The sequence below is a fragment of the Staphylococcus sp. TCBT05 genome, from assembly GCF_055179755.1.
In genome coordinates, this window is record NZ_JBUQDQ010000038.1 from 316,250 (window position 1) to 337,039 (window position 20,790).

The window sequence follows — 20,790 nt, forward strand, 5'->3', positions numbered from 1 at the left end:
GATATACAATCAAATGAACAATAAAACATAGGTCATTAGTATGAATTAGTTTGAATTTTGAAAATAGTTGGTTTATGATGTTTAAATATTCTCATTTTGAGATATACTTATATTGTAACTAAAGATGACAAACATCATGCTATGACATTTATATTTTACTTTTAAAAGCAAATTAATTGTTGTCATTTGTATAAGTTGTTATGCTTTATTTAAAGATTAATTAGGAGGATGATTATTTATGGCTTTTGAATTACCAAATTTACCTTATGGTTTCGACGCGTTGGAACCTAATATTGACAAAGAAACTATGGAAATCCACCATGGTAAACACCACAACACTTATGTAACTAAATTAAATGCTGCAGTTGAAGGTACTGATTTAGAATCTAAATCAATCGAAGAAATTGTTGCAAACTTAGACAGTGTACCAGAAAATATTCAAACAGCTGTTAGAAATAATGGTGGTGGACACTTAAACCACTCATTATTCTGGGAATTATTAACTCCTAACTCTGAAGAAAAAGGTACTGTAGTTGATAAAATTAAAGAACAATGGGGTTCTTTAGATGCATTTAAAGAAGAATTTGCAGATAAAGCTGCAGCACGCTTTGGTTCAGGTTGGGCATGGCTAGTTGTAAATAACGGTAACTTAGAAATCGTTACTACACCTAACCAAGACAACCCTATTACTGAAGGTAAAACACCTATCTTAGGTCTAGATGTATGGGAACATGCATATTACCTTAAATATCAAAACAAACGTCCAGATTATATCAGTGCTTTCTGGAATGTTGTTAACTGGGAAAAAGTTGACGAGTTATATAACGCTGCAAAATAATTTATGTATGCGCTAATGACGGCCTTTATAAAGGTCGTCATTTTTTTTAGTAAAATAATAGAAATAATCTTAAATTTCATATATCATTTATTATGAGAACTTTTGAATAGAGGTATGTTATTGTGTTAAAAAGATTAAAAGAAAAATCGAACGATGAAAAGATCATGAATGTCATGAACAAAAGAATTGGCTTTATATTTGGAGTTATTGTATTCATCTTCGCAATAATCGTATTAAGGTTGGGTTACTTGCAAATAGCACAAGGTTCTCATTATAAGCAACTCATTAAAAATAGTGAAAATTTAACTATTAATGAGGCTGTACCCAGAGGACGCATATTAGACAGAAACGGTAAAGTACTAGTAGATAATGCGTCGAAAAAAGCTATTACATATACGCGTGGCAGAAAGACTACACAAGCTGAGGTGTTAAAAACTGCTAAGTCTTTATCCGACTTAATCAAGATGGATACGGATAAGATTACCGACCGCGATAAGCAAGACTATTGGATACAAATCCATCCGAACAAAGCTAAGGATTTAATGAAGAACGAACAGCAAATGCTTGATGATGGTAGTATTTCTCAAGATGATTATGATGAAACTTTGTATAAAAAAATAGGAAAAAAACAAATGGATTCATTATCTAAAAAGGATTTACAAGTATTAGCAATTTATCGTCAAATGATGTCAGGGTCTGCACTTGATCCACAAACAATTAAAAATGATGATGTATCAAACAAAGAATACGCAGCAGTTTCACAAAAATTATCTGATTTACCTGGTGTGAATACTACGACTGATTGGGATCGTACATATCCATATAAAAACACGTTAAGAGGTGTGTTTGGAGATGTTTCTACAACTGAAGAAGGGATTCCTAAAGAATTAACCGAAAAATATTTAGCTAAAGGTTACTCTCGTAATGATCGCGTCGGAAAATCATATCTAGAATATCAATATGATGATATTTTAAGAGGCAAAAAGAAAGAAATGAAGTACACTACTGATAAGTCAGGAGATGTCATTGATTCTAAAGTGGTTAATCCTGGGTCACGTGGTGACGATTTAGTATTAAGTATCGATATTGATTTGCAACGTAAAACTGAAAAGTATTTGGAGGAACAAATCCAAAAATTACGTAGTGAAGGTGCCAAAGATATGGACAATGCACTAATGGTTGTTCAAAATCCTAATAATGGTGATATCTTAGCTATGGCAGGTAAGCAAATTGATAAAAATGGTGATTTGACAGATTATGACATAGGAACATTTACATCACAATATGCTGTTGGTTCATCCGTTAAAGGTGGAACATTATTAGCAGGTTATCAGAATAATGCAATCAATGTTGGTGAAGAAATGGTCGATGAACCATTAAAATTTGCTGGCGGTCTATCTAAACATTCTTACTTCAACCAAGATGGTAAGGTAACGATTAATGATAAAGAAGCACTGATGCATTCATCTAACGTATACATGTTTAAAACAGCATTGAAGATGGCTGGTGCCCCTTATACACCTAATATGACACTACCTTCAGATATAACAACTGCAGGACAAAAATTACGTAAAGGTCTTAATCAGGTTGGACTAGGAGTTAAAACCGGAATTGATTTGCCAAATGAGACAAGTGGTCAAACCGAGCCTTTAACAAATAATCCTGGTAACTATCTTGATTTAGCAATTGGACAATATGATACGTACACACCATTACAGTTATCACAATACGTTTCTACAATTGGTAATAATGGCTATCGTATACAACCGCATATTGGTTTAGAAGTTAGAAAGGCAACAAACAAAGATTCATTAGGTCCAGTTAAATCTAAAATAAAAGGTACTGTGTTAAATAAAGTGAATAATAGCCAGAATGAACTTGACGAAGTAAAAGATGGTTTTTATATGGCATTTAACAAGCAAGAGGGTACTGGTTATCAAAGTTTCAAAAATACTGACGTACCATCAGCTGGTAAAACAGGTACTGCTGAAGTATTCCAAGACGGCAAACCTAGAGTAAATTCAACATATATTGGATATGCACCAGCTAATAACCCTAAACTTGCATTTTCTATCGTCTATACAAATCAACCTGTACCAGAGCCTTGGTTAAACGGTGGTGATTTAGGTAGAGATGTTATAAACTATTACTTCAAGAATAAGGATAAAGATTAAATTTATTACGATAAAATATATCTTAGACACTGTTATAATCGTCTTTAATAAAAAATAATACTTTTCAATTTTATAACTAAATGGTATGATAAATAGGTCGTATTTTGAAAAGGTAAGGAGGAATTAGCATGCGCGTAAACGTAACACTTGCTTGCACAGAATGTGGAGAAAGAAACTACATTACTAAAAAAAATAAACGTACTAATCCTGAACGTATTGAAATGAAAAAACACTGTGCTCGTGATAACAAACATACATTGCACCGTGAAACAAAATAATAATTATTTTAGACCAGATTCTATCTTTAGAATCTGGTATTTTTTTGTAAAATATGAATTTTATTCTTTTTAATAATTCACTTTAATGACATTATAATTCATTAACGTTATAATATTAACAGTATGTATTAGGGGAAGGTGTTCTAGTGAGTAAGAAAATATTACGCCATAGCAAATTAAGTACAATGAATGATTTCAAAACTAATGAAAACAAACCATCAATTGATAAAGAATTAGCCAAACGTTTATATGATACTGAGGAATATAAACAGGCCAAACGAGTTGGTATTGTTTTATCTATGGAACATGAAGTTGATACATATAATATAATTACAGATATGTTAAGAGATAATAAACACGTATTCGTACCCGAAACAGATTATATAAATAAAACAATGCATTTTAAGGCGCTATTAAATCTAGATAATATTGGTCCAGATGATAAAGGGATAAATCATGTCAAAGATGACACTGAAATTACTGATAATTTAGATTTACTTATCGTTCCAGGCGTAGTATTCAATCAGATGGGGTACCGAATCGGTTATGGCGGCGGTTATTTCGATAAATTTTTAAGTCGCAATAAGCAACAGACTATAAGTTTAATATATGATTTTCAACTGAGTAACTTTGAACCTGAAAACCATGACCAACCAGTTGAGAAATTAATAATTGCTACAACTAAATAACGGAGGCAAAAATGATTACTGAAAAGTATTTTTGGAAATGTATATATACTTGGGTGAAATATCTCGACTATCAAGTGATACATCAAAATACTGATGATAGCGAAATTTGGTTAGTCAATGAGAAAAAGTCATCAATTGTCGTTTATAAATATGGAGCGAATTCTGCTCAAGAAGTACGATTCGATAAAAGTAGAATCCAAGATCATAAAGCAGATATTACTTCATTTTTAGGCTTTACACCAAATAAATATGAATTATATATTTTTACAGAAAAAACCTTTACCGATGAAAATCTAGATGAATATGAAGATACAAAATTTAGAGTTAAAATCATCAGAGATAATAAAGAAATTGATAAATTATTGCCAAATATAGCAATAAAAACAGTTTTTAATAGACAGAATAAACAAACTAAAACATTTTATAAAAATAGAGCTTTAAATACCAATCCAGTCGAAAAGCACATGGTTAAATTTTCACCTGTCACATACGCATTAATAGCGATTAATGTCATTATTTGGTTATTGATGTTTTTAATATTAAATCGATTTTCAGATTTTAAATTACTTGATGTTGGTGGATTAGTACACTTTAATGTGGTACATGGTGAATGGTATAGGTTGATTACCTCGATATTTTTACATTTTAATTTTGAACATATATTAATGAACATGTTGAGCTTATTTATATTTGGGAAAATTGTTGAGTCAATCGTCGGTCATTGGCGCATGCTTGCTATTTATATCATATCAGGTTTGTTTGGTAACTTTGCTTCTTTATCCTTTAATACAGATACTGTGTCCGTAGGTGCCAGTGGTGCAATTTTCGGTTTAATTGGTGCAATTTTCGCATTTATGTATATTAGCCAACGATTCGATCGTAAGGTAATAGGACAACTTCTGATAGTCCTAGTTATTTTAATTGGCTTGTCACTATTTATGCATAACGTCAATATTGTTGCACATATTGGAGGTTTTGTTGGGGGCGTATTAATCACATTAATAGGTTATTATTTCAAGGAAAATAGAACCCGTTTCTGGATATTATTAATTATAATATTAATTTTATTTATAGCTGCACAAATCAGAATATTTACTATAAAAGAAGATAATATTTATAACACAATTATCAAAAATGAAATGAAAGATAATAATTATAAAGAGGCAAAAGAAATGGTTCAACAAACAATCGAAAAGAAATATGCCGACGATGAAACATATTATTTAAAGGGACTCATTATTGCAACAATTGATTCTAAAGCAGAGGGTGTGGCAACATGGGAAAGAGGATTGAGTTATTTCCCTAACTCAGGTATTTTAAATTATGAATTAGCCATTGCTAATAGATCACTCGATGATAATGAAAAAGCATTGAAATACATTAAAAAAGCGCTTAAAATTGACCCATCAAATGATGATTACGTCAACTTACATAAAGAATTGAGTGATCAAGATGATGAATCATAATTTATCAACTTTTTATGATGTACAACAGCTATTGAAAAAATTTGGCTTCATTATTTACTTTAAAGATAAAAATGATATGTATGAAATGATGGAGCAGGAAATTCACTCTCTATTTCAATATAAATTAATATCTAAGGATGAATATTTGAAGTCTAGATTAATTATAAATCAGAGAAGGAATGAATAAATAGATGAAGAAGATTATATTAGCAGCAGATATTGGTGGAACTACTTGTAAACTAGGTATTTTTGACGAAAATTTAGATCGTATTTCTAAATGGTCAATTGATACGGATACAACTGATACTACAGGATATTTATTGTTGAAAAACATTTATGATTCATTCGTAGATGCAGTTGCAAAAACTGAATACAATTTTTCAGATGTGTTAGGTGTAGGAATAGGTGTCCCAGGACCTGTTAATTTTGAAACTGGAATTGTACATGGGGCAGTTAATCTCTATTGGCACGGTGATGTTAATGTGAGAGAAATTTTCCAACAATTTGTTGATTGTCCAGTGTATGTAGATAATGATGCAAATGTGGCTGCACTTGGTGAGAAACATAAAGGGGCTGGCCAGGGCGCCGACGATGTTGTGGCAATTACTTTAGGAACTGGATTAGGTGGAGGTATTATTTCAAATGGTGAAATCGTACATGGTCATAATGGTTCAGGTGCTGAAATTGGTCACTTTAGAGTAGATCATGATCAACGTTTCAAGTGTAATTGTGGCAAATCGGGTTGTATAGAAACTGTAGCATCTGCTACTGGTGTTGTTAATTTAGTTAACTTTTATTATCCTAAACTCACTTTCAAATCCTCAATCTTACAATTGATTAAAGACAATAAAGTTACAGCTAAAGCTGTGTTTGATGCTGCAAAAGCAGGTGACCAATTCTGTATATTCATTACTGAACGTGTTGCGAATTATATTGCTTATTTATGCAGTATTGTAAGTGTTACGAGTAATCCTAAATATATTGTTTTAGGTGGCGGTATGTCTACAGCCGGCTTGATATTGATTGAAAATATTAAGACTGAATATCATAATTTAACATTTTCTCCAGCTCAAGAAGGTACTGAAATTGTTCAAGCACAATTAGGAAATGATGCAGGCATCACAGGCGCTGCTGGATTGATTTATACTTATATTATTGAAAAGGAAGGTGTTAAATAATGGCTATTGTTGATGTTGTAGTAATCCCAGTAGGAACAGAAGGTCCAAGTGTAAGTAAATATATAGCTGAGATTCAATCTAAATTAAAAGAATATAAAGCAGCAGGTAAAATTGACTATCAATTAACACCAATGAATACTTTAATAGAGGGAGATTTAAAGGATTTATTAGAAGTTGTACAAGTCATCCATGAACTACCTTTTAACAAAGGCTTAGACCGAGTATGTACGAATATTAGAATTGATGACCGTCGTGATAAATCTAGAAAAATGGGTGACAAGGTAACCGCTGTTCAAAAGCATTTAAATGATGGAGGCAAATAAAATGAGAATTTCAAGTTTGACTTTAGGTCAAGTATCAACAAATTGTTATTTTATCGAAAGTGACCAACATACATTAATTGTTGATCCAGCAGGTGACAGTGATTTAATTTTTAAAAAACTTAATCAAATTAACAAACCTGTTAAAGCAATTTTATTAACACATGCACACTTTGATCATATAGCAGCATTAGACGATGTCCTTGCTAAATATGATGTTCCTGTATACATGCATAAGTCAGAATTTGATTTTCTAACAGATGTTAATAAAAATGGATCTGCAGCATTTAAACAATACGGTTTACCTTCAATAACAAGCAATGCACAACCCAAGTCACTTGAGGAAGGTGAATTCAATATTGATGAATTTAAATTTAATATATTGCATACACCTGGTCATTCTCCTGGTAGTTTGACATATGTTTTCGATGAGTTTGCAGTCGTAGGTGATACTTTATTTAATCAAGGTATTGGACGTACCGACTTATACAAAGGAGATTACGAAACACTCGTTGACTCTATTTTAGATAAGATTTTTGAATTAGATGATGACTTACCATTATTCCCAGGACATGGCGAATATACTACAGTTGCAGATGAACAATTAAACCCGTTTTTACACGGCTAAAAAATTAAATTAAATAAAGTAAAAAAGACACCTTCTACGTGTATATATGTAGGAGGTGTCTTTTTAATTGCAATTATTATTTAATAATATTTTAGGTAAAGCCCTAACAAGAAAAGCTTCAGATATTCATTTTATTCCTAGTGACAAAGAGGTGATATTGAAGTTCAGAATTAATGACCAATTTATATTTATTGAAACGATACATCAGACGTTATATCAAAAGTTACTGACTTTCATGAAATATCAAGCTGGTCTTGATGTAGCAAATCATAATACAGCTCAAAGTGGTAGATATCTATATAAATTTAAACAATTATATTATTTGAGGATTTCTACGCTCCCACTATCTTTAGGAAATGAAAGTTGTGTTATTTGTATTATTCCACAATTTTTTAGTGAACCTAAACGATCAAGTGAATTATTAGATTTATATAGGTTAATGAACAAGAAACAAGGTCTAATATTATTAAGTGGTCCTACTGGATCAGGAAAAAGCACCTTGATGTACCAATTAGTAAAGTATGCTAAAGATAATCTAAATTTAAATATAATTACAATTGAAGATCCTGTCGAAACTTTAATTCAAGGTATAACACAAGTATCAATTAATGAAAAGGCAGGGATAAACTATGCCTCTTCATTTAAAGCTATTTTACGTTGTGATCCAGATATAATTCTAATTGGAGAAATAAGAGATGCGACGATTGCAAAGTATGTACTTCAAGCTAGTCTTAGTGGTCATTTAGTGCTTACAACAATTCATGCTAGTAATTGTAAGGGTACATTATTAAGGTTGCTAGAAATGGGGTGCAGTGCTCAAGAAATACAACAGTCTATATTAGCAATCGTCAATCAACGACTTATTACAACAAATAAACAAGATAGGTTACTAATATATGAAACTTTGTCTACTGCAGATATTGAATATTTTTTCAATCATGAACAAAAGTTACCTGTAAATTTTGAAAGTCTCCATTATAAACTACAAATGATGTCCAAAGAAGGTGTGATTCGTGAAGAAATACTTGATCGCTATAGTTAACAAAGTTACGTGTAAATCAATGAATGATAAACAACGTATTGACTTTGTTAAGAGGTTAAACACTTTATTAAGGCATGGTTTTACTCTGTCAGAATCACTAACATTCTTATTTGAGCAAGTTGAATTAAAATCAAGCACTTTAAAACAAGATTTATATGCTTCGGTAAAGAAAGGTTTTGGTTGTTCCGAAATCTTTGCAATTTTAAAATTTCCCAAATCTATTATAATGCTTGTTTATTTTTCGGAAATTTTTGGAGATTTAACACTCTATTTAAATAATGTTGAAGATTTTCTATTACGAAATTATAAAATCAAACAAAATTTCTATAAGACGGTACAATATCCATTAGTACTTTTAAGTTTTTTTATTATCATGATTATGATTTTAAATTACACGATAATTCCAGAATTTAAATCACTATATTTAAATATGGGTGTCGAACTTTCTGTCTTACAAATCATACTTACTTCAATTATCTTTAATTTACCTTTAATTTTATTGTTAATTGTAATAATAATTTCTCTGATTGTAATATTGTCTATTTGTTATTATCGATCGTGTTCAGTTGCGAAGAAAATACAATTTATAAGGAAACTACCAATCCTGAGAAAACTATTTATCAGGTATAAAACATATAGATTAGCTACAGAGTTTTCGTTGTTTTATAAAAATGGTATTTCTTTACAAAGTATTGTCGAAATTTATGCTAATCAAGAGAGTGATCCGTACCTTAATTACCTGTCAAATATCATTAATTTAGGTTTGCAAAAGGGGTTAAATTTGAGTGATGTTTTAAAAGAGACCGGCTGCTTCGAACCTGGATTAATTAAGTTTATAAAAGCTGGGGAAAAGGAGGGGAAATTAGAAATAGAATTAAAACTATACAGTGAAATCATTATTTCGAAAATAGAAAAGCAATTACAAACAATTATTAAGTTTATCCAGCCAATAATATTTATTATTCTAGCAGGATTGATTGTCATACTGTACTTGGTAATTATGTTACCTATGTTTGAACTAATGCAAACTATAAAATAGTTTAGGAGAGCGATAACCAATGTATAAACAACCGAAATTTAACTATAAAGATGCTTTCACTTTAATTGAAATGCTTTTAGTTTTATTAATCATAAGTTTATTACTTATATTAATCATTCCAAATATATCAAAACAATCTAAATCCATACAGGAAACAGGATGTGAAGCGCAATTAAAAATGGTAGATAGTCAAATTGAAGCTTTCGCATTAAAATATAATAAAAATCCAGACTCTATTGACGATTTAATTCAAAAAGGTTATTTAAAAGAAAATCAAAAATATTGTAAATCTGGTGCAACAATTACTATAAATAATGGTGAAGCTATTGCCAACTAGCAGAGCTTTCACATTGTTAGAAATGCTACTTGTACTAAGTATTATAACTACTTTAATTATGATTCAATTTAAATTTATACCAATGGAACGATTAGATAGCATTAATGACGAAAACAAAATCAAAAATTTTATTATGAACTTAAATTATATTAAATCCATAGCAATTAAAGATAATCAACCCATAACTCTTCTTATAACACCAAACTCAACAGATATTGTTATTTTAGAGCAATATCATGAGACACGAAAACTTCAATTACCTCAAAATGGCTATATATATTATAGAACCAACCTCAAAACAATTACTTTTGAAAAAAACGGAAACACCAATAAGTTTGGAAGTATATTTATCAATTTAAATGAAACGGTTTATAGAATTATATTTCATTTAGAAAAGGGTAGAATTCGTTATGAAAAAGTATAATCTTCATTCATCACTCTTAATTGATGCACTTCTTTCATTATCAATAATCACTAGCTTATGTTTGTTTTATTTCCCGATGTTAAATCATATGTTACATCAACTAAATCACCAACAAAATCGAATCGAAATGAAGCGCATCCTTATGTCAACTTTAGTAAAGAATCCCAAAACGAATGGAAACAGTACATTTAATATTTATCGATATCAAATCACAGGCCTAAATGGTAAATATTGCATTATTGACAAGGAGAGTCATGATGAAATCTGTATATCTCAAAAAAATAAATAGTTTTACATATCTTGAGTTACTCTTTGTATTACTTGTTATTAGTATCATATGTGCACTGATACCTATTTTAATTAAATCCGTTTCAACATTTAATAAAATTGCTGATTTTGATGATGCGGAATTAATTTATCTAGCGAAGGATCTTACAGATGATCAAGTCGTACATAATGCAAAATATGTTTCAATAAATGATGTAGGAAATACTTTGACTTTAAAGCAAGGAAATCAGATTATTACGTATCGTTTTAGAAATAACAAATTAATTAAGACCGTTAACCATTCTGGTAATATAACGATGATAAACAATATTCGCAGTGTATATTTTCAAAAAGTTAACAACGATTTTATCAAGTTAAAACTTAAACTTTATATTAAGGGGGAATTGATTGAAAGACAAATTTATTTTTAGATTAAATGGTTATTTGTATCCTTTTGTAATGTGGATTTTTGTGCTATATTTAACTCTAATTAGCGCGTATTCAGCGCGGTTTATCATTCAGCTGAAAACGTTATATAATATAGAAAGCTATTATGATAGACAATTAAATAGTTTTGACAAAAAGGGCGATACAATTGAAAACAAATAAAAAAGCACCACTTATCTTTATTGGATTTATGGGTACAGGTAAAACTACATTAGGAGAGTATATCGCTTCAAACGATGGCTTGAATTATATTGACTTAGATGAGTATATTGTAAGCCAAGAGCAACGTTCTATCCCAGAAATTTTTGATAAAATAGGAGAAACAGGTTTTAGGAATTTGGAGTTTCTTTATTTACAACAATGTATAGAACAATATGATGTAATTTCAACTGGTGGGGGTATAGTCGAAGGACCTGATGCATTTAATTTATTGAAATCAAGACATAATGTAATTTGGCTAGATTGCGACTTAAATATTGTTTATGAAAGAATCAAAAATGATAGTAATCGGCCTAATGCAAATAATAAAAGTTTTTTTGAATTAAAAAGCTTGTATTCCTCAAGGGTTTCAAGATATAATGAAATCGCATTCACCAAATTGAATAGTAATCAGCCACTTCGAGAGTTATATCATATAATTCAAGAAATGGTTTTATGCGAATGATCAGTATTAGAGAGAATGAATTGTGAAATATACAATTCATCGCCGAAGGTGCAAGTTTAACGAAACTCTCAGGCAAAAGGATAATATTGTGACGCATTCCTGGAGTGTTTTAACAGGGTAGACTTAATGTCTATCCTGTTTTTTTAATATAAAATTAGGGGGTTTCTTCATGTCAAACGAATTAAAGCAGACACCGTTATATCAGACTTTTGTAGATAGTGGTGCAAAAATTGTAGAATTTGGCGGATGGGCTATGCCTGTACAATTCTCAAGTATCAAAGAAGAACATAATGCAGTAAGGCATTCAGTAGGTTTATTTGATGTAAGTCACATGGGAGAAATTTTAATAAAAGGTTCCGATTCAAAGCAATTTGTACAATACCTACTTTCTAATGATATGGATACGTTAACTTCATCTAAAGCTTTGTACACAGCGTTGTGCAATGAAAATGGTGGAATTATTGATGATCTTATTATTTATCAACTTGCAGATCAAACTTATTTATTAGTCGTAAATGCAGGTAATACTGATAAAGATTTTGACTGGATTAATGCTCAAGCAACAGAATTTGATGTTTCTGTAGAAAATGTTTCAAGTGAATATAGTCAGTTGGCTGTTCAAGGGCCTAAAGCACGTGAAATAGTTCAAGCTAATACAAATGTCGACATTTCTGAGATGAAGCCATTTGAATTTAAACAAAATGTAGAATTTTTCGAAAAATCAGTCATTCTTTCTCAATCAGGATATACAGGTGAAGATGGTTTCGAAATATATTGTAAAGCAGAAGATGCCAAATATTTATGGGATAAACTTATCGGTTTAGATGTTGTTCCATGTGGTTTAGGAGCTCGTGATACATTAAGACTGGAAGCTGGATTACCGTTACATGGACAGGATTTAAGTGAGACTATTTCACCTTATGAAGCTGGAATCGCATTTGCTGCAAAACCGTTAATAGAGGCTGACTTTATTGGTAAATCAGTATTGAAAGCTCAAAAAGAAAATGGTTCTGAACGTCGTGCAATTGGTTTGGAAATGATTGATAAAGGAATTCCAAGAACAGGTTATGTCATTTTTGATTTAGACGATAATGAAATTGGGGAAGTCACTTCTGGAACGCAATCACCTTCATCAGGTAAGTCTATAGGCTTAGGCTTAATTAAAAGAGAGCAATTTGAAATGGGTAAAGAAATACAAATTCAAGTACGAAAACGCAAAGTGAAAGCTAAAATTGTGAAAAAGAATCATATAACAAAATAATAAAGAGGTGTTAACGTGAGTCATCGATATATTCCTTTAACTGAACAAGACAAAAATGAAATGCTAAAAACGATTGGAGCAAGCTCAATTAAAGAATTATTTGGAGATGTTCCAGAAGATATTTTATTAAATAGAGAATTAGATATTGCTGACGGTGAAGATGAAACGATACTGTCAAAGCGTTTGAATCGAATTGCTAAGAAAAATATTACCAAAGAAACACATACATCATTCCTTGGCGCAGGTGTATACGATCATTATGCACCATCTGTAGTTGATGCGATGATATCAAGATCAGAATTTTATACTGCGTATACGCCTTATCAACCAGAAATTTCTCAAGGCGAATTACAAGCTATTTTTGAATTTCAAACACTTATCTGTGAATTGACAGATATGGATATTGCTAATTCATCTATGTATGATGGAATAACAAGTTTTGCTGAAGCATGTATTCTTGCTTTCAACCAAACAAAAAAGAATAAAATTGTTGTATCTAAAGGGATGCATTATCAAGCGTTACAAGTGTTAAAAACTTATGTAAAAACGCGTGAATCATTCGAAATAATAGAAGTTGATTTAGATGGTACGATTACCGACTTAACTAAATTAGAACAAGCAATTGATGATGATACAGCTGCCGTTGCAGTACAATATCCTAATTTTTATGGTTCAATCGAGGATTTAGAGCAAATTAAATCATTTATTAGTGATAAAAAAGCTTTATTTATAGTGTATGCGAATCCATTAGCATTAGGATTACTGACACCTCCAGGTACATTCGGTGCCGATATCGTAGTAGGTGATACACAGCCATTCGGAATCCCTGCACAATTTGGTGGACCTCATTGTGGTTTCTTTGCTACAACTAAAAAGTTAATGCGTAAAGTTCCTGGAAGATTAGTAGGTCAAACCGAAGATGCCAATGGTAATCGCGGATTTGTGTTAACGTTACAAGCACGAGAGCAACATATTCGACGTGATAAAGCGACTTCAAATATTTGTTCAAACCAAGCGCTTAATGCGTTAGCATCATCTATAAGTATGTCAGCATTAGGAAAGCAAGGTATATATGATATAGCAGTGCAAAATTTTGAAAATGCCAACTATGCCAAAGAACAATTTAAACAAGCTGGTTTTGAAGTATCTGAAGACACTTCATTTAATGAATTTACTGTGACCTTTGATAAACCAGTTAAAGATATTAATGATGCATTAGTGCAAGAAGGTATTATTGGTGGGTTTGATATGAGCGAAGTATCAAAAACATTAAGCAATGTAATGTTAGTTGCAGTTACAGAGCTTAGAACTAAAGCAGAAATCGATTTATTTGTTGAGAAAGCAGGTGAAATAAATGGTAGTAAGTAAATCAAGTCCATTAATTTTTGAACGTTCTAAAAAGGGACGTTATGCGTATTCATTACCTAAAAAAGAAATAAATACGGATGCAGTCAATCAATTATTAGATGATAAATTCATTCGTAAGAATAAAGCCGAGTTACCTGAAGTTTCTGAGCTTGATTTGGTAAGACATTATACTGAGCTTTCTAATAAAAATTTTGGTGTAGATTCAGGTTTCTATCCACTAGGATCATGTACAATGAAATATAATCCTAAAATTAATGAAAAGATTGCTAGAATTCCTGGTTTCGCTGAATCTCATCCATTACAAGATGAGTCACAAATTCAAGGTTCTTTGGAAATAATTCATAGTTTACAAGAAGAGCTTAAAGAAATTACTGGAATGGATGAAGTTACTTTACAACCTGCTGCAGGCGCACATGGTGAGTGGACAGCATTGATGATATTTAAAGCATATCATCAAAAAAATGGAGAATCTCATCGTGATGAAGTAATTGTTCCTGATTCTGCACATGGTACAAATCCTGCATCTGCTGCATTCGCAGGTTTTAAATCGGTAACGGTTAAATCAAATGAACGTGGCGAAGTTGATATTGAGGACTTGAAGCGAGTTGTAAATGAAAATACTGCAGCGATTATGCTGACTAACCCTAACACGTTAGGTATATTTGAAAAAAATATTATGGAAATTAGAAATATTGTACACGAAGCAGGCGGCTTATTATATTATGATGGTGCAAATTTAAATGCCATAATGGATAAAGTACGTCCAGGTGATATGGGCTTTGATGCAGTACACTTAAATTTACACAAAACCTTTACTGGTCCACACGGTGGTGGCGGTCCAGGATCTGGCCCTGTTGGTGTAAAAAAAGAATTGGCAAACTTTTTACCAAAGCCTATGGTGGTTAAGGAAAATGGCGTATATAAATATGATAATGATATTGAACATTCAATTGGTAGAGTAAAACCATTTTACGGAAACTTTGGTATTTATTTACGTGCTTATACGTACATTCGATCTATGGGTAATAAAGGCTTAGAAGAGGTATCAGAAGCAGCAGTATTAAATGCCAACTATATTAAAGCTAGATTAAAAGAGCATTTTGAAATTCCATATCCACAATATTGTAAACATGAATTTGTGTTAAGTGGTTCAAAACAAAAAGAATTTGGTGTACGTACCTTAGATATGGCTAAAAGACTGTTAGACTTTGGTGTGCATCCTCCTACTATTTATTTCCCACTTAACGTAGATGAAGGTATGATGATTGAACCTACTGAAACAGAATCTAAAGAAACGTTAGATTATTTCTGTGATACGATGATTAAAATTGCTACAGAAGCAAAAGAAGATCCAGACAAAGTATTAGAAGCACCACATACAACAATTATAGATCGATTAGATGAAACAAAGGCAGCACGACAACCAATTTTAAAGTTCGAAGGATTACGAGCTGAGAAAGAATAAATACAGCCTAATTAAATATTAAGTCAAAAATTTATTATTAAATATGAGGACTAATTCATCACAGTGACTTGTTCTCATCAAGTATACATCTGACCAATGTCAACTTGATGGTGCATAGTTTAGCTGATGGATTAGTCTTTTTGGTTGTCCTGTGTAAAATTAGATAAATTATGTTTCTTTAGTTAATCTTATATTTTTATAGCGCACCGTCTATTTGCAACGTCTGGCAACACAAGTATATAAACATATGAGGTAAAATAAAAGGTTTGAAAAATTTTACAGTGATAAAAATATATAAATAAAAAACTGTCGACAAAACCAATGATTTCGTCGACAGTTTATAAAGCAACACTGTTATTTGTTAGCTATTTGATTATTTCTTAGATTTGATTTTTCCAGTCCATTTTTTGTAACCGCCTTTTAGCATATAAATGTCTTTATAACCATTTTTCTTTAAAGTTCTAGCGGCACGGTAACTCGAAATACCATTTGCATCACAAAGATAAATTGGTTGATCTACTCTTAAACCTTGATATCTCTGTTTAAACATAGTAATTGGTATGTTTCTCGCTCCGTTGATATGGCCATAATCATAATCTACTTTTTCCCTTACATCAATAACTTGAGCTTTGCGTAAACCTTTATGGAATTCATTTTGGTTTAATTCTGTGACTGCTCTTTTATTAAGAAGATAATTAATTAGCATATATGCTATTATAATAATTAAAACTGCTAACGCTATAAACCAAAAACTACTCATCTTGCATCCTCCCTAATTAACCGATATTATATATTATAAGACTGTTAGCACAATTTATCAAAATATTTTTACTAAGTTTTAGAAGGTGTTGCAAACATACTTATAAAATCATTGAAAACGATACCATACATGTATAATAATAACAATTTTTGATAGGAGTTTTTTAGAGTGACTGAAACATGGAATTTTATCAATACGGGAAGTAATGATCCATTTTATAATATGGCTTTAGATGAGGCGTTACTTAATTTTGTTTCAAGAGGAGAAATTGATCCAGTAATTCGTTTTTATACTTGGAATCCTGCAACGTTATCGGTGGGTTATTTTCAACGATTAACTAAAGAAATAGACATAGACAAAGTAAAAGAAAAAGGTTACGGCATGGTTCGCCGTCAAACTGGTGGTAGAGGTGTATTACATGATAAAGAGTTAACTTATAGTGTAATAGTTCCTGAATCGCATCCTGAAATGCCTTCAACAATAACTGAAGCTTACCGAGTTATTTCTGAAGGTTTATTACAAGGGTATAAAGAATTAGGTTTAGATGCTTATTTTGCTATCCCTCGTTCAAAAGAAGAGCGAGATAAATTAAAGCAACCTAGAAGTGCAGTTTGCTTTGATGCACCGAGTTGGTATGAACTTGTAGTAGAAGGACGGAAAATTGCTGGAAGCGCACAAGTTAGACAAAAAGGGGTTATTCTCCAACACGGTTCATTGCTTCAAGATGTTGATGTGGATGACTTGTTTGATATGTTTATATTTAAAAACGAGCGTTTAAAAGAAAAAATGAAGAAAGCTTTTCTAGATAAAGCTGTTGCTCTAAATGATATTTCTGATAAGAAAATCACTATAGCAGAAATGGAAGTAGCCTTTGAAAAAGGATTTAAAAAAGGTTTAAATGTTGATTTCAAACCTTTAACACTAACTGAAGCTCAACAAGCAGAAGTGAATGAATTAATAGAAAAATATAAATCAGACGATTGGAATTATCGAAAATAATAAAAGTAGTTAATACAAACTGCTTATGAAAATAGGGCTAATCTACTTTTGTAGATTGGCCCTGATTCTATTTGTAGAATTTAATTCGTTTAGAACAACAATAAATGATTATCCTATTTCTCAGTAAGTATTGTCTATTGTTATATTCTATATAGTTATGTTTCGTATACATACAAATAAATCGTTTACTTAGAAATTGCCATTGTTATAAAAATAAGGTGCCTCGTATAAAATAATTGTTACATCACTTTACACGGGGCACCTTTTAATTAATGTTACATGATATTATCAATTAAACCTTTAATTTTAATATACTATATTTCTAGTTTAGGAATTAACTCGATTATTTCTTTCTATTACGCTTTTTATATTTTCTTTGCGCTCGTTTATATTTCCTTTGATCCTCTGTTAAGAAAAAGAAATAATAAATAAGATATGCTATTCCAGCAAAAATTGCAATGCTAACCAACATTTTAACAAAGCTAAATATAAATGCGTCTAAATTTAGTACTAAACCAATGATTGCAATTGCAATTACTATATAAAATAATGCTTGTTTCAAATTGAACACTCCCAATAAATTCACTGCTTAACTACTTGTAATAGAAACAGAAGAAAGTAAATTTTGGCCTTTTACAATTTTCTTCTTGTCTTTAGTAGTATAACCTTCTCTAATTTCTGTCATCGCCTTACTTAAATCTTTATTTAAACGTTTAATATCTTTGTCTTTTGATTTATCTGAATCGCTCATGCTTTCCTTATCAATCTGTGTTGTATAATCACTATACGCACTATCAATTTGGTTATTTATATCCGTTAATTTAGATTCAATGTTCTTATTGCCTTTATTCTTTGTAACATCATCGTCAATTTGATTGTAATCATCGATACGTTTGGCAACATTTTTATAATATGTAGATGAGGCCTTTAAATTTGTTGCTTTTTTCTTATTTTCTTTAGCTTGTTTCATATTTTTCTTGTCTTTATTTAATGAAGCAATTTTTTGATTTTCTTTACTTATATTTTGCTTTAGCTCTTGAATATTGCTCTTCAATTTATGGTTATCATCTCTTAGTTTGGTTGTTTTTTCTTCTAACGGTCCTAAGTTTTGACTGCCACAACCAGCCAATAAACATGTTGCACTTATGATTGCCACAATTTTTTTCTTCATTCGTCTACTCCTAATTTAAAAACTATAAATTTGTATATTAATTATGCTATCATTTTAATGTATATAACGAAAATGTACAAATCAATTGATGAGGGGGATTTTAAATGTCAAGATTAACAAAACTTAATCAGTCACTTAAAGAAAAACATTTAGAAGCCGTAGTGATACTATCAGATTACAATAGACGCTATTTATCAGGCTTTACAGGGACAAGTGGTGCATTAATCATAACTGAATCCAAACAATTACTAATAACAGATTTTAGATATATTGAACAAGCTACTTCACAAGCACCTGATTTCACAATCATTAAGCAACAAGGTGCATTAATTGACGAAGTGAAGCAACAATTAGAACAATTAAATGTTCAAAACGTTGGATTCGAAGGAGATTTAGTAAGTTATGATACATATTTACAACTAAGTAAATCATATATCAGCTTAATAAGTATTTCAGGATTAGTTGAGCAAATTCGTGAAGTTAAAGACGAATCAGAAATTGCTATTATTCAAAAAGCTGCTGAAATAGTAGACCAGACATATGAATATGTTCTAGAAATAGCAAAAGCAGGTATGACAGAGCAAGAACTTAAAGCTAAGTTAGAAAGTAAAATGTTATCATTGGGAGCAGAAGGTCCTTCCTTCGATACAATCGTAGCTTCTGGTTATAGAGGCGCATTACCTCATGGTGTAGCAAGTGAAAAAGTCATTGAACAAGGAGATTTAATCACTTTAGATTTTGGTGCATATTATCAAGGATATGCTTCTGATATTACTCGTACATTTGCGATTGGTGAACCTGATCCAAAATTAAAGGAAATATATCAAATCGTGCTAGACGCTAACTTAAAAGCAGTAGCAGCAGCGAAACCTAGAATGAGTGGTAAAGCACTTGATGCGATTGCACGTGACTATATTACTGAACACGGTTATGGTGATGCCTTTGGTCATTCATTAGGTCATGGTATTGGTTTAGATGTTCATGAAGGCCCTAATTTATCAAGAAAATCTGAAAATGAATTAGTACCTAATAACTGTGTTACAATAGAGCCAGGTATTTATATCGATGGATTAGGTGGCGTACGTATTGAAGATGACATTTTAATTACAGAAAATGGCTGTGAATACTTTACTAAATCCACAAAAAACCTTATTATTTTATAGAAGACCTTATAATTTAGGAGGAAACTGAATGATTTCGGTGAATGATTTTAAAACAGGCTTAACAATTTCAGTAGATAATGGTATTTGGAAAGTTATTGACTTCCAACATGTAAAACCAGGAAAAGGATCAGCATTCGTACGTTCTAAATTAAGAAATTTAAGAACTGGCGCAATTCAAGAGAAAACATTCAGAGCTGGTGAAAAAGTTGAACAAGCTATGATTGAAAACCGCCGCATGCAATACTTGTATGCTGATGGAGATTCACATGTATTTATGGATAACCAAACATTTGATCAAACTGAATTATCAGCAGATTACTTAGAATATGAATTGAAATTCTTAAAAGCTAACATGGAAGTTCAAATTCAAAGTTATGAAGGCGAAACAATTGGTGTTGAATTACCAAAAACTGTTGAGCTGTTAGTAACAGAAACTGAACCAGGTATTAAAGGTGATACTGCAACAGGTGCTACTAAATCTGCTACTGTTGAAACAGGTTATACTTTAAACGTTCCTTTATTCGTTAATGAAGGAGATACACTTGTGATTAATACAGGTGATGGTAGTTATATCTCAAGAGCGTAATACGCCTTGCTAAATAGTTACACATTTGATTTCATAACGAATGTATTCAAACCTTTCCAATACATAATGTTTTGGAAAGGTTTTTGATGTTTAGATTAAATTAAAATCATCACTTCTATTCTTTTAAATTAGCTAGGCTATAATTTTATTTTTTAACCATCATACATAATTAACGTTAACGCTTACTTAATATAAACCCATAATGTTATAAATAGTGCGCTATGAA

The 20,790-nt window shown here is 31.1% G+C and carries 24 protein-coding genes and 1 riboswitch; of the genes, 21 read left to right on the forward strand and 3 right to left on the reverse strand.

Annotated elements, in window-relative coordinates:
• The first annotated feature begins 238 nt into the window (after positions 1 to 238).
• From ACY191_RS08645 to gcvPB, 18 genes are all read left to right on the forward strand, one after another.
• Positions 239 to 838 (forward strand): superoxide dismutase, encoded by a 600-nt coding sequence (locus ACY191_RS08645; protein WP_042738579.1) that lies wholly within the window; start codon positions 239 to 241, stop codon positions 836 to 838.
• Between the two features lie 122 nt (positions 839 to 960).
• Positions 961 to 3,012 carry a peptidoglycan D,D-transpeptidase FtsI family protein gene (locus ACY191_RS08650; protein ID WP_042738580.1) on the forward strand — a complete coding sequence of 684 codons (2,052 nt, stop codon included), beginning with the start codon at positions 961 to 963 and terminating at the stop codon, positions 3,010 to 3,012.
• A 128-nt stretch (positions 3,013 to 3,140) separates the two neighbouring features.
• A complete protein-coding gene (rpmG, locus tag ACY191_RS08655) occupies positions 3,141 to 3,290 on the forward strand; it encodes a 50S ribosomal protein L33 (protein WP_042738581.1) in 150 nt (49 codons plus the stop codon).
• Positions 3,291 to 3,436: 146 nt separating this feature from the next.
• Positions 3,437 to 3,979, forward strand: coding sequence for a 5-formyltetrahydrofolate cyclo-ligase (locus ACY191_RS08660; RefSeq protein WP_042738582.1), 543 nt, complete (start codon positions 3,437 to 3,439; stop codon positions 3,977 to 3,979).
• Between the two features lie 11 nt (positions 3,980 to 3,990).
• Complete coding sequence (locus ACY191_RS08665; protein ID WP_229367242.1) at positions 3,991 to 5,445, forward strand: rhomboid family intramembrane serine protease; 1,455 nt, start codon at positions 3,991 to 3,993, stop codon at positions 5,443 to 5,445.
• Positions 5,435 to 5,632, forward strand: coding sequence for a YqgQ family protein (locus tag ACY191_RS08670; RefSeq protein ID WP_042739023.1), 198 nt, complete (start codon positions 5,435 to 5,437; stop codon positions 5,630 to 5,632). Before ACY191_RS08665 ends, ACY191_RS08670 begins: the two co-directional genes overlap by 11 nt.
• Positions 5,633 to 5,636: 4 nt before the next feature.
• Positions 5,637 to 6,623, forward strand: coding sequence for a glucokinase (locus tag ACY191_RS08675; RefSeq protein WP_042738584.1), 987 nt, complete (start codon positions 5,637 to 5,639; stop codon positions 6,621 to 6,623).
• Positions 6,623 to 6,946 (forward strand): MTH1187 family thiamine-binding protein, encoded by a 324-nt coding sequence (locus ACY191_RS08680; RefSeq protein WP_042738585.1) that lies wholly within the window; start codon positions 6,623 to 6,625, stop codon positions 6,944 to 6,946. Before ACY191_RS08675 ends, ACY191_RS08680 begins: the two co-directional genes overlap by 1 nt.
• A gap of 1 nt (position 6,947) precedes the next feature.
• Positions 6,948 to 7,571 (forward strand): MBL fold metallo-hydrolase, encoded by a 624-nt coding sequence (locus ACY191_RS08685; RefSeq protein WP_107527939.1) that lies wholly within the window; start codon positions 6,948 to 6,950, stop codon positions 7,569 to 7,571.
• A 67-nt stretch (positions 7,572 to 7,638) separates the two neighbouring features.
• On the forward strand, positions 7,639 to 8,613 hold the full coding sequence (gene comGA, locus ACY191_RS08690) for a competence type IV pilus ATPase ComGA (protein ID WP_463270002.1): 975 nt from the start codon (positions 7,639 to 7,641) through the stop codon (positions 8,611 to 8,613).
• A complete protein-coding gene (gene comGB, locus ACY191_RS08695; RefSeq protein ID WP_229367239.1) occupies positions 8,585 to 9,652 on the forward strand; it encodes a competence type IV pilus assembly protein ComGB in 1,068 nt (355 codons plus the stop codon). Before comGA ends, comGB begins: the two co-directional genes overlap by 29 nt.
• A gap of 19 nt (positions 9,653 to 9,671) precedes the next feature.
• Entirely contained in the window at positions 9,672 to 9,989 is a 318-nt protein-coding gene (gene comGC, locus ACY191_RS08700) for a competence type IV pilus major pilin ComGC (RefSeq protein WP_042738587.1), read from the forward strand.
• Complete coding sequence (comGD, locus tag ACY191_RS08705) at positions 9,967 to 10,413, forward strand: competence type IV pilus minor pilin ComGD (RefSeq protein ID WP_042738588.1); 447 nt, start codon at positions 9,967 to 9,969, stop codon at positions 10,411 to 10,413. The genes comGC and comGD overlap by 23 nt, the downstream gene beginning before the upstream one ends.
• Positions 10,414 to 10,670: 257 nt before the next feature.
• Positions 10,671 to 11,111 carry a competence type IV pilus minor pilin ComGF gene (locus tag ACY191_RS08710; RefSeq protein WP_042738589.1) on the forward strand — a complete coding sequence of 147 codons (441 nt, stop codon included), beginning with the start codon at positions 10,671 to 10,673 and terminating at the stop codon, positions 11,109 to 11,111.
• 206 nt (positions 11,112 to 11,317) lie between these two features.
• Positions 11,318 to 11,791, forward strand: coding sequence for a shikimate kinase (locus ACY191_RS08715; protein WP_042739026.1), 474 nt, complete (start codon positions 11,318 to 11,320; stop codon positions 11,789 to 11,791).
• Positions 11,788 to 11,885: riboswitch (glycine riboswitch) on the forward strand. (Overlaps the previous gene by 4 nt.)
• Before the next feature lie 75 nt (positions 11,886 to 11,960).
• On the forward strand, positions 11,961 to 13,052 hold the full coding sequence (gene gcvT / locus ACY191_RS08720; protein ID WP_229367238.1) for a glycine cleavage system aminomethyltransferase GcvT: 1,092 nt from the start codon (positions 11,961 to 11,963) through the stop codon (positions 13,050 to 13,052).
• Positions 13,053 to 13,067: 15 nt separating this feature from the next.
• Positions 13,068 to 14,420: an aminomethyl-transferring glycine dehydrogenase subunit GcvPA gene (gene gcvPA / locus ACY191_RS08725; protein ID WP_042738592.1), complete on the forward strand. Its 1,353-nt coding sequence runs from the start codon at positions 13,068 to 13,070 to the stop codon at positions 14,418 to 14,420.
• Positions 14,407 to 15,885 carry an aminomethyl-transferring glycine dehydrogenase subunit GcvPB gene (gene gcvPB / locus ACY191_RS08730; RefSeq protein WP_107527751.1) on the forward strand — a complete coding sequence of 493 codons (1,479 nt, stop codon included), beginning with the start codon at positions 14,407 to 14,409 and terminating at the stop codon, positions 15,883 to 15,885. Before gcvPA ends, gcvPB begins: the two co-directional genes overlap by 14 nt.
• Positions 15,886 to 16,258: 373 nt before the next feature.
• Here the strand turns inward: gcvPB and ACY191_RS08735 are convergent, their stop codons facing one another.
• Positions 16,259 to 16,645: a rhodanese-like domain-containing protein gene (locus ACY191_RS08735; protein WP_042738594.1), complete on the reverse strand. Its 387-nt coding sequence runs from the start codon at positions 16,643 to 16,645 to the stop codon at positions 16,259 to 16,261.
• Positions 16,646 to 16,813: 168 nt separating this feature from the next.
• On the opposite strand from ACY191_RS08735, the gene ACY191_RS08740 reads away from it, so the two are divergent.
• Positions 16,814 to 17,644 (forward strand): lipoate--protein ligase family protein, encoded by an 831-nt coding sequence (locus ACY191_RS08740; RefSeq protein ID WP_042738595.1) that lies wholly within the window; start codon positions 16,814 to 16,816, stop codon positions 17,642 to 17,644.
• Between the two features lie 343 nt (positions 17,645 to 17,987).
• Here the strand turns inward: ACY191_RS08740 and ACY191_RS08745 are convergent, their stop codons facing one another.
• Positions 17,988 to 18,206: an SA1362 family protein gene (locus ACY191_RS08745; RefSeq protein ID WP_042738596.1), complete on the reverse strand. Its 219-nt coding sequence runs from the start codon at positions 18,204 to 18,206 to the stop codon at positions 17,988 to 17,990.
• Between the two features lie 27 nt (positions 18,207 to 18,233).
• Positions 18,234 to 18,815: a hypothetical protein gene (locus tag ACY191_RS08750; protein ID WP_042738597.1), complete on the reverse strand. Its 582-nt coding sequence runs from the start codon at positions 18,813 to 18,815 to the stop codon at positions 18,234 to 18,236.
• 104 nt (positions 18,816 to 18,919) lie between these two features.
• Between ACY191_RS08750 and ACY191_RS08755 the strand changes: the two genes are divergently transcribed.
• Positions 18,920 to 19,978 carry a M24 family metallopeptidase gene (locus ACY191_RS08755; protein ID WP_463270003.1) on the forward strand — a complete coding sequence of 353 codons (1,059 nt, stop codon included), beginning with the start codon at positions 18,920 to 18,922 and terminating at the stop codon, positions 19,976 to 19,978.
• 28 nt (positions 19,979 to 20,006) lie between these two features.
• A complete protein-coding gene (gene efp / locus ACY191_RS08760; RefSeq protein ID WP_042738599.1) occupies positions 20,007 to 20,564 on the forward strand; it encodes an elongation factor P in 558 nt (185 codons plus the stop codon).
• The last annotated feature ends 226 nt before the right edge of the window (positions 20,565 to 20,790 follow it).

Coding starts and splice junctions, on each gene's coding strand:
- comGC (WP_042738587.1), top strand. CDS start 9,672: ATGTATAAACAACCGAAATTTAACTATAAAGATGCTTTCACTTTAATT.
- ACY191_RS08680 (WP_042738585.1), top strand. CDS start 6,623: ATGGCTATTGTTGATGTTGTAGTAATCCCAGTAGGAACAGAAGGTCCA.
- ACY191_RS08665 (WP_229367242.1), top strand. CDS start 3,991: ATGATTACTGAAAAGTATTTTTGGAAATGTATATATACTTGGGTGAAA.
- comGD (WP_042738588.1), top strand. CDS start 9,967: ATGGTGAAGCTATTGCCAACTAGCAGAGCTTTCACATTGTTAGAAATG.
- ACY191_RS08710 (WP_042738589.1), top strand. CDS start 10,671: ATGAAATCTGTATATCTCAAAAAAATAAATAGTTTTACATATCTTGAG.
- efp (WP_042738599.1), top strand. CDS start 20,007: ATGATTTCGGTGAATGATTTTAAAACAGGCTTAACAATTTCAGTAGAT.
- ACY191_RS08685 (WP_107527939.1), top strand. CDS start 6,948: ATGAGAATTTCAAGTTTGACTTTAGGTCAAGTATCAACAAATTGTTAT.
- rpmG (WP_042738581.1), top strand. CDS start 3,141: ATGCGCGTAAACGTAACACTTGCTTGCACAGAATGTGGAGAAAGAAAC.
- gcvT (WP_229367238.1), top strand. CDS start 11,961: ATGTCAAACGAATTAAAGCAGACACCGTTATATCAGACTTTTGTAGAT.
- ACY191_RS08645 (WP_042738579.1), top strand. CDS start 239: ATGGCTTTTGAATTACCAAATTTACCTTATGGTTTCGACGCGTTGGAA.
- ACY191_RS08670 (WP_042739023.1), top strand. CDS start 5,435: ATGAATCATAATTTATCAACTTTTTATGATGTACAACAGCTATTGAAA.
- gcvPB (WP_107527751.1), top strand. CDS start 14,407: ATGGTAGTAAGTAAATCAAGTCCATTAATTTTTGAACGTTCTAAAAAG.
- ACY191_RS08715 (WP_042739026.1), top strand. CDS start 11,318: ATGGGTACAGGTAAAACTACATTAGGAGAGTATATCGCTTCAAACGAT.
- ACY191_RS08750 (WP_042738597.1), bottom strand. CDS start 18,815: ATGAAGAAAAAAATTGTGGCAATCATAAGTGCAACATGTTTATTGGCT.
- ACY191_RS08755 (WP_463270003.1), top strand. CDS start 18,920: ATGTCAAGATTAACAAAACTTAATCAGTCACTTAAAGAAAAACATTTA.
- ACY191_RS08735 (WP_042738594.1), bottom strand. CDS start 16,645: ATGAGTAGTTTTTGGTTTATAGCGTTAGCAGTTTTAATTATTATAATA.
- ACY191_RS08675 (WP_042738584.1), top strand. CDS start 5,637: ATGAAGAAGATTATATTAGCAGCAGATATTGGTGGAACTACTTGTAAA.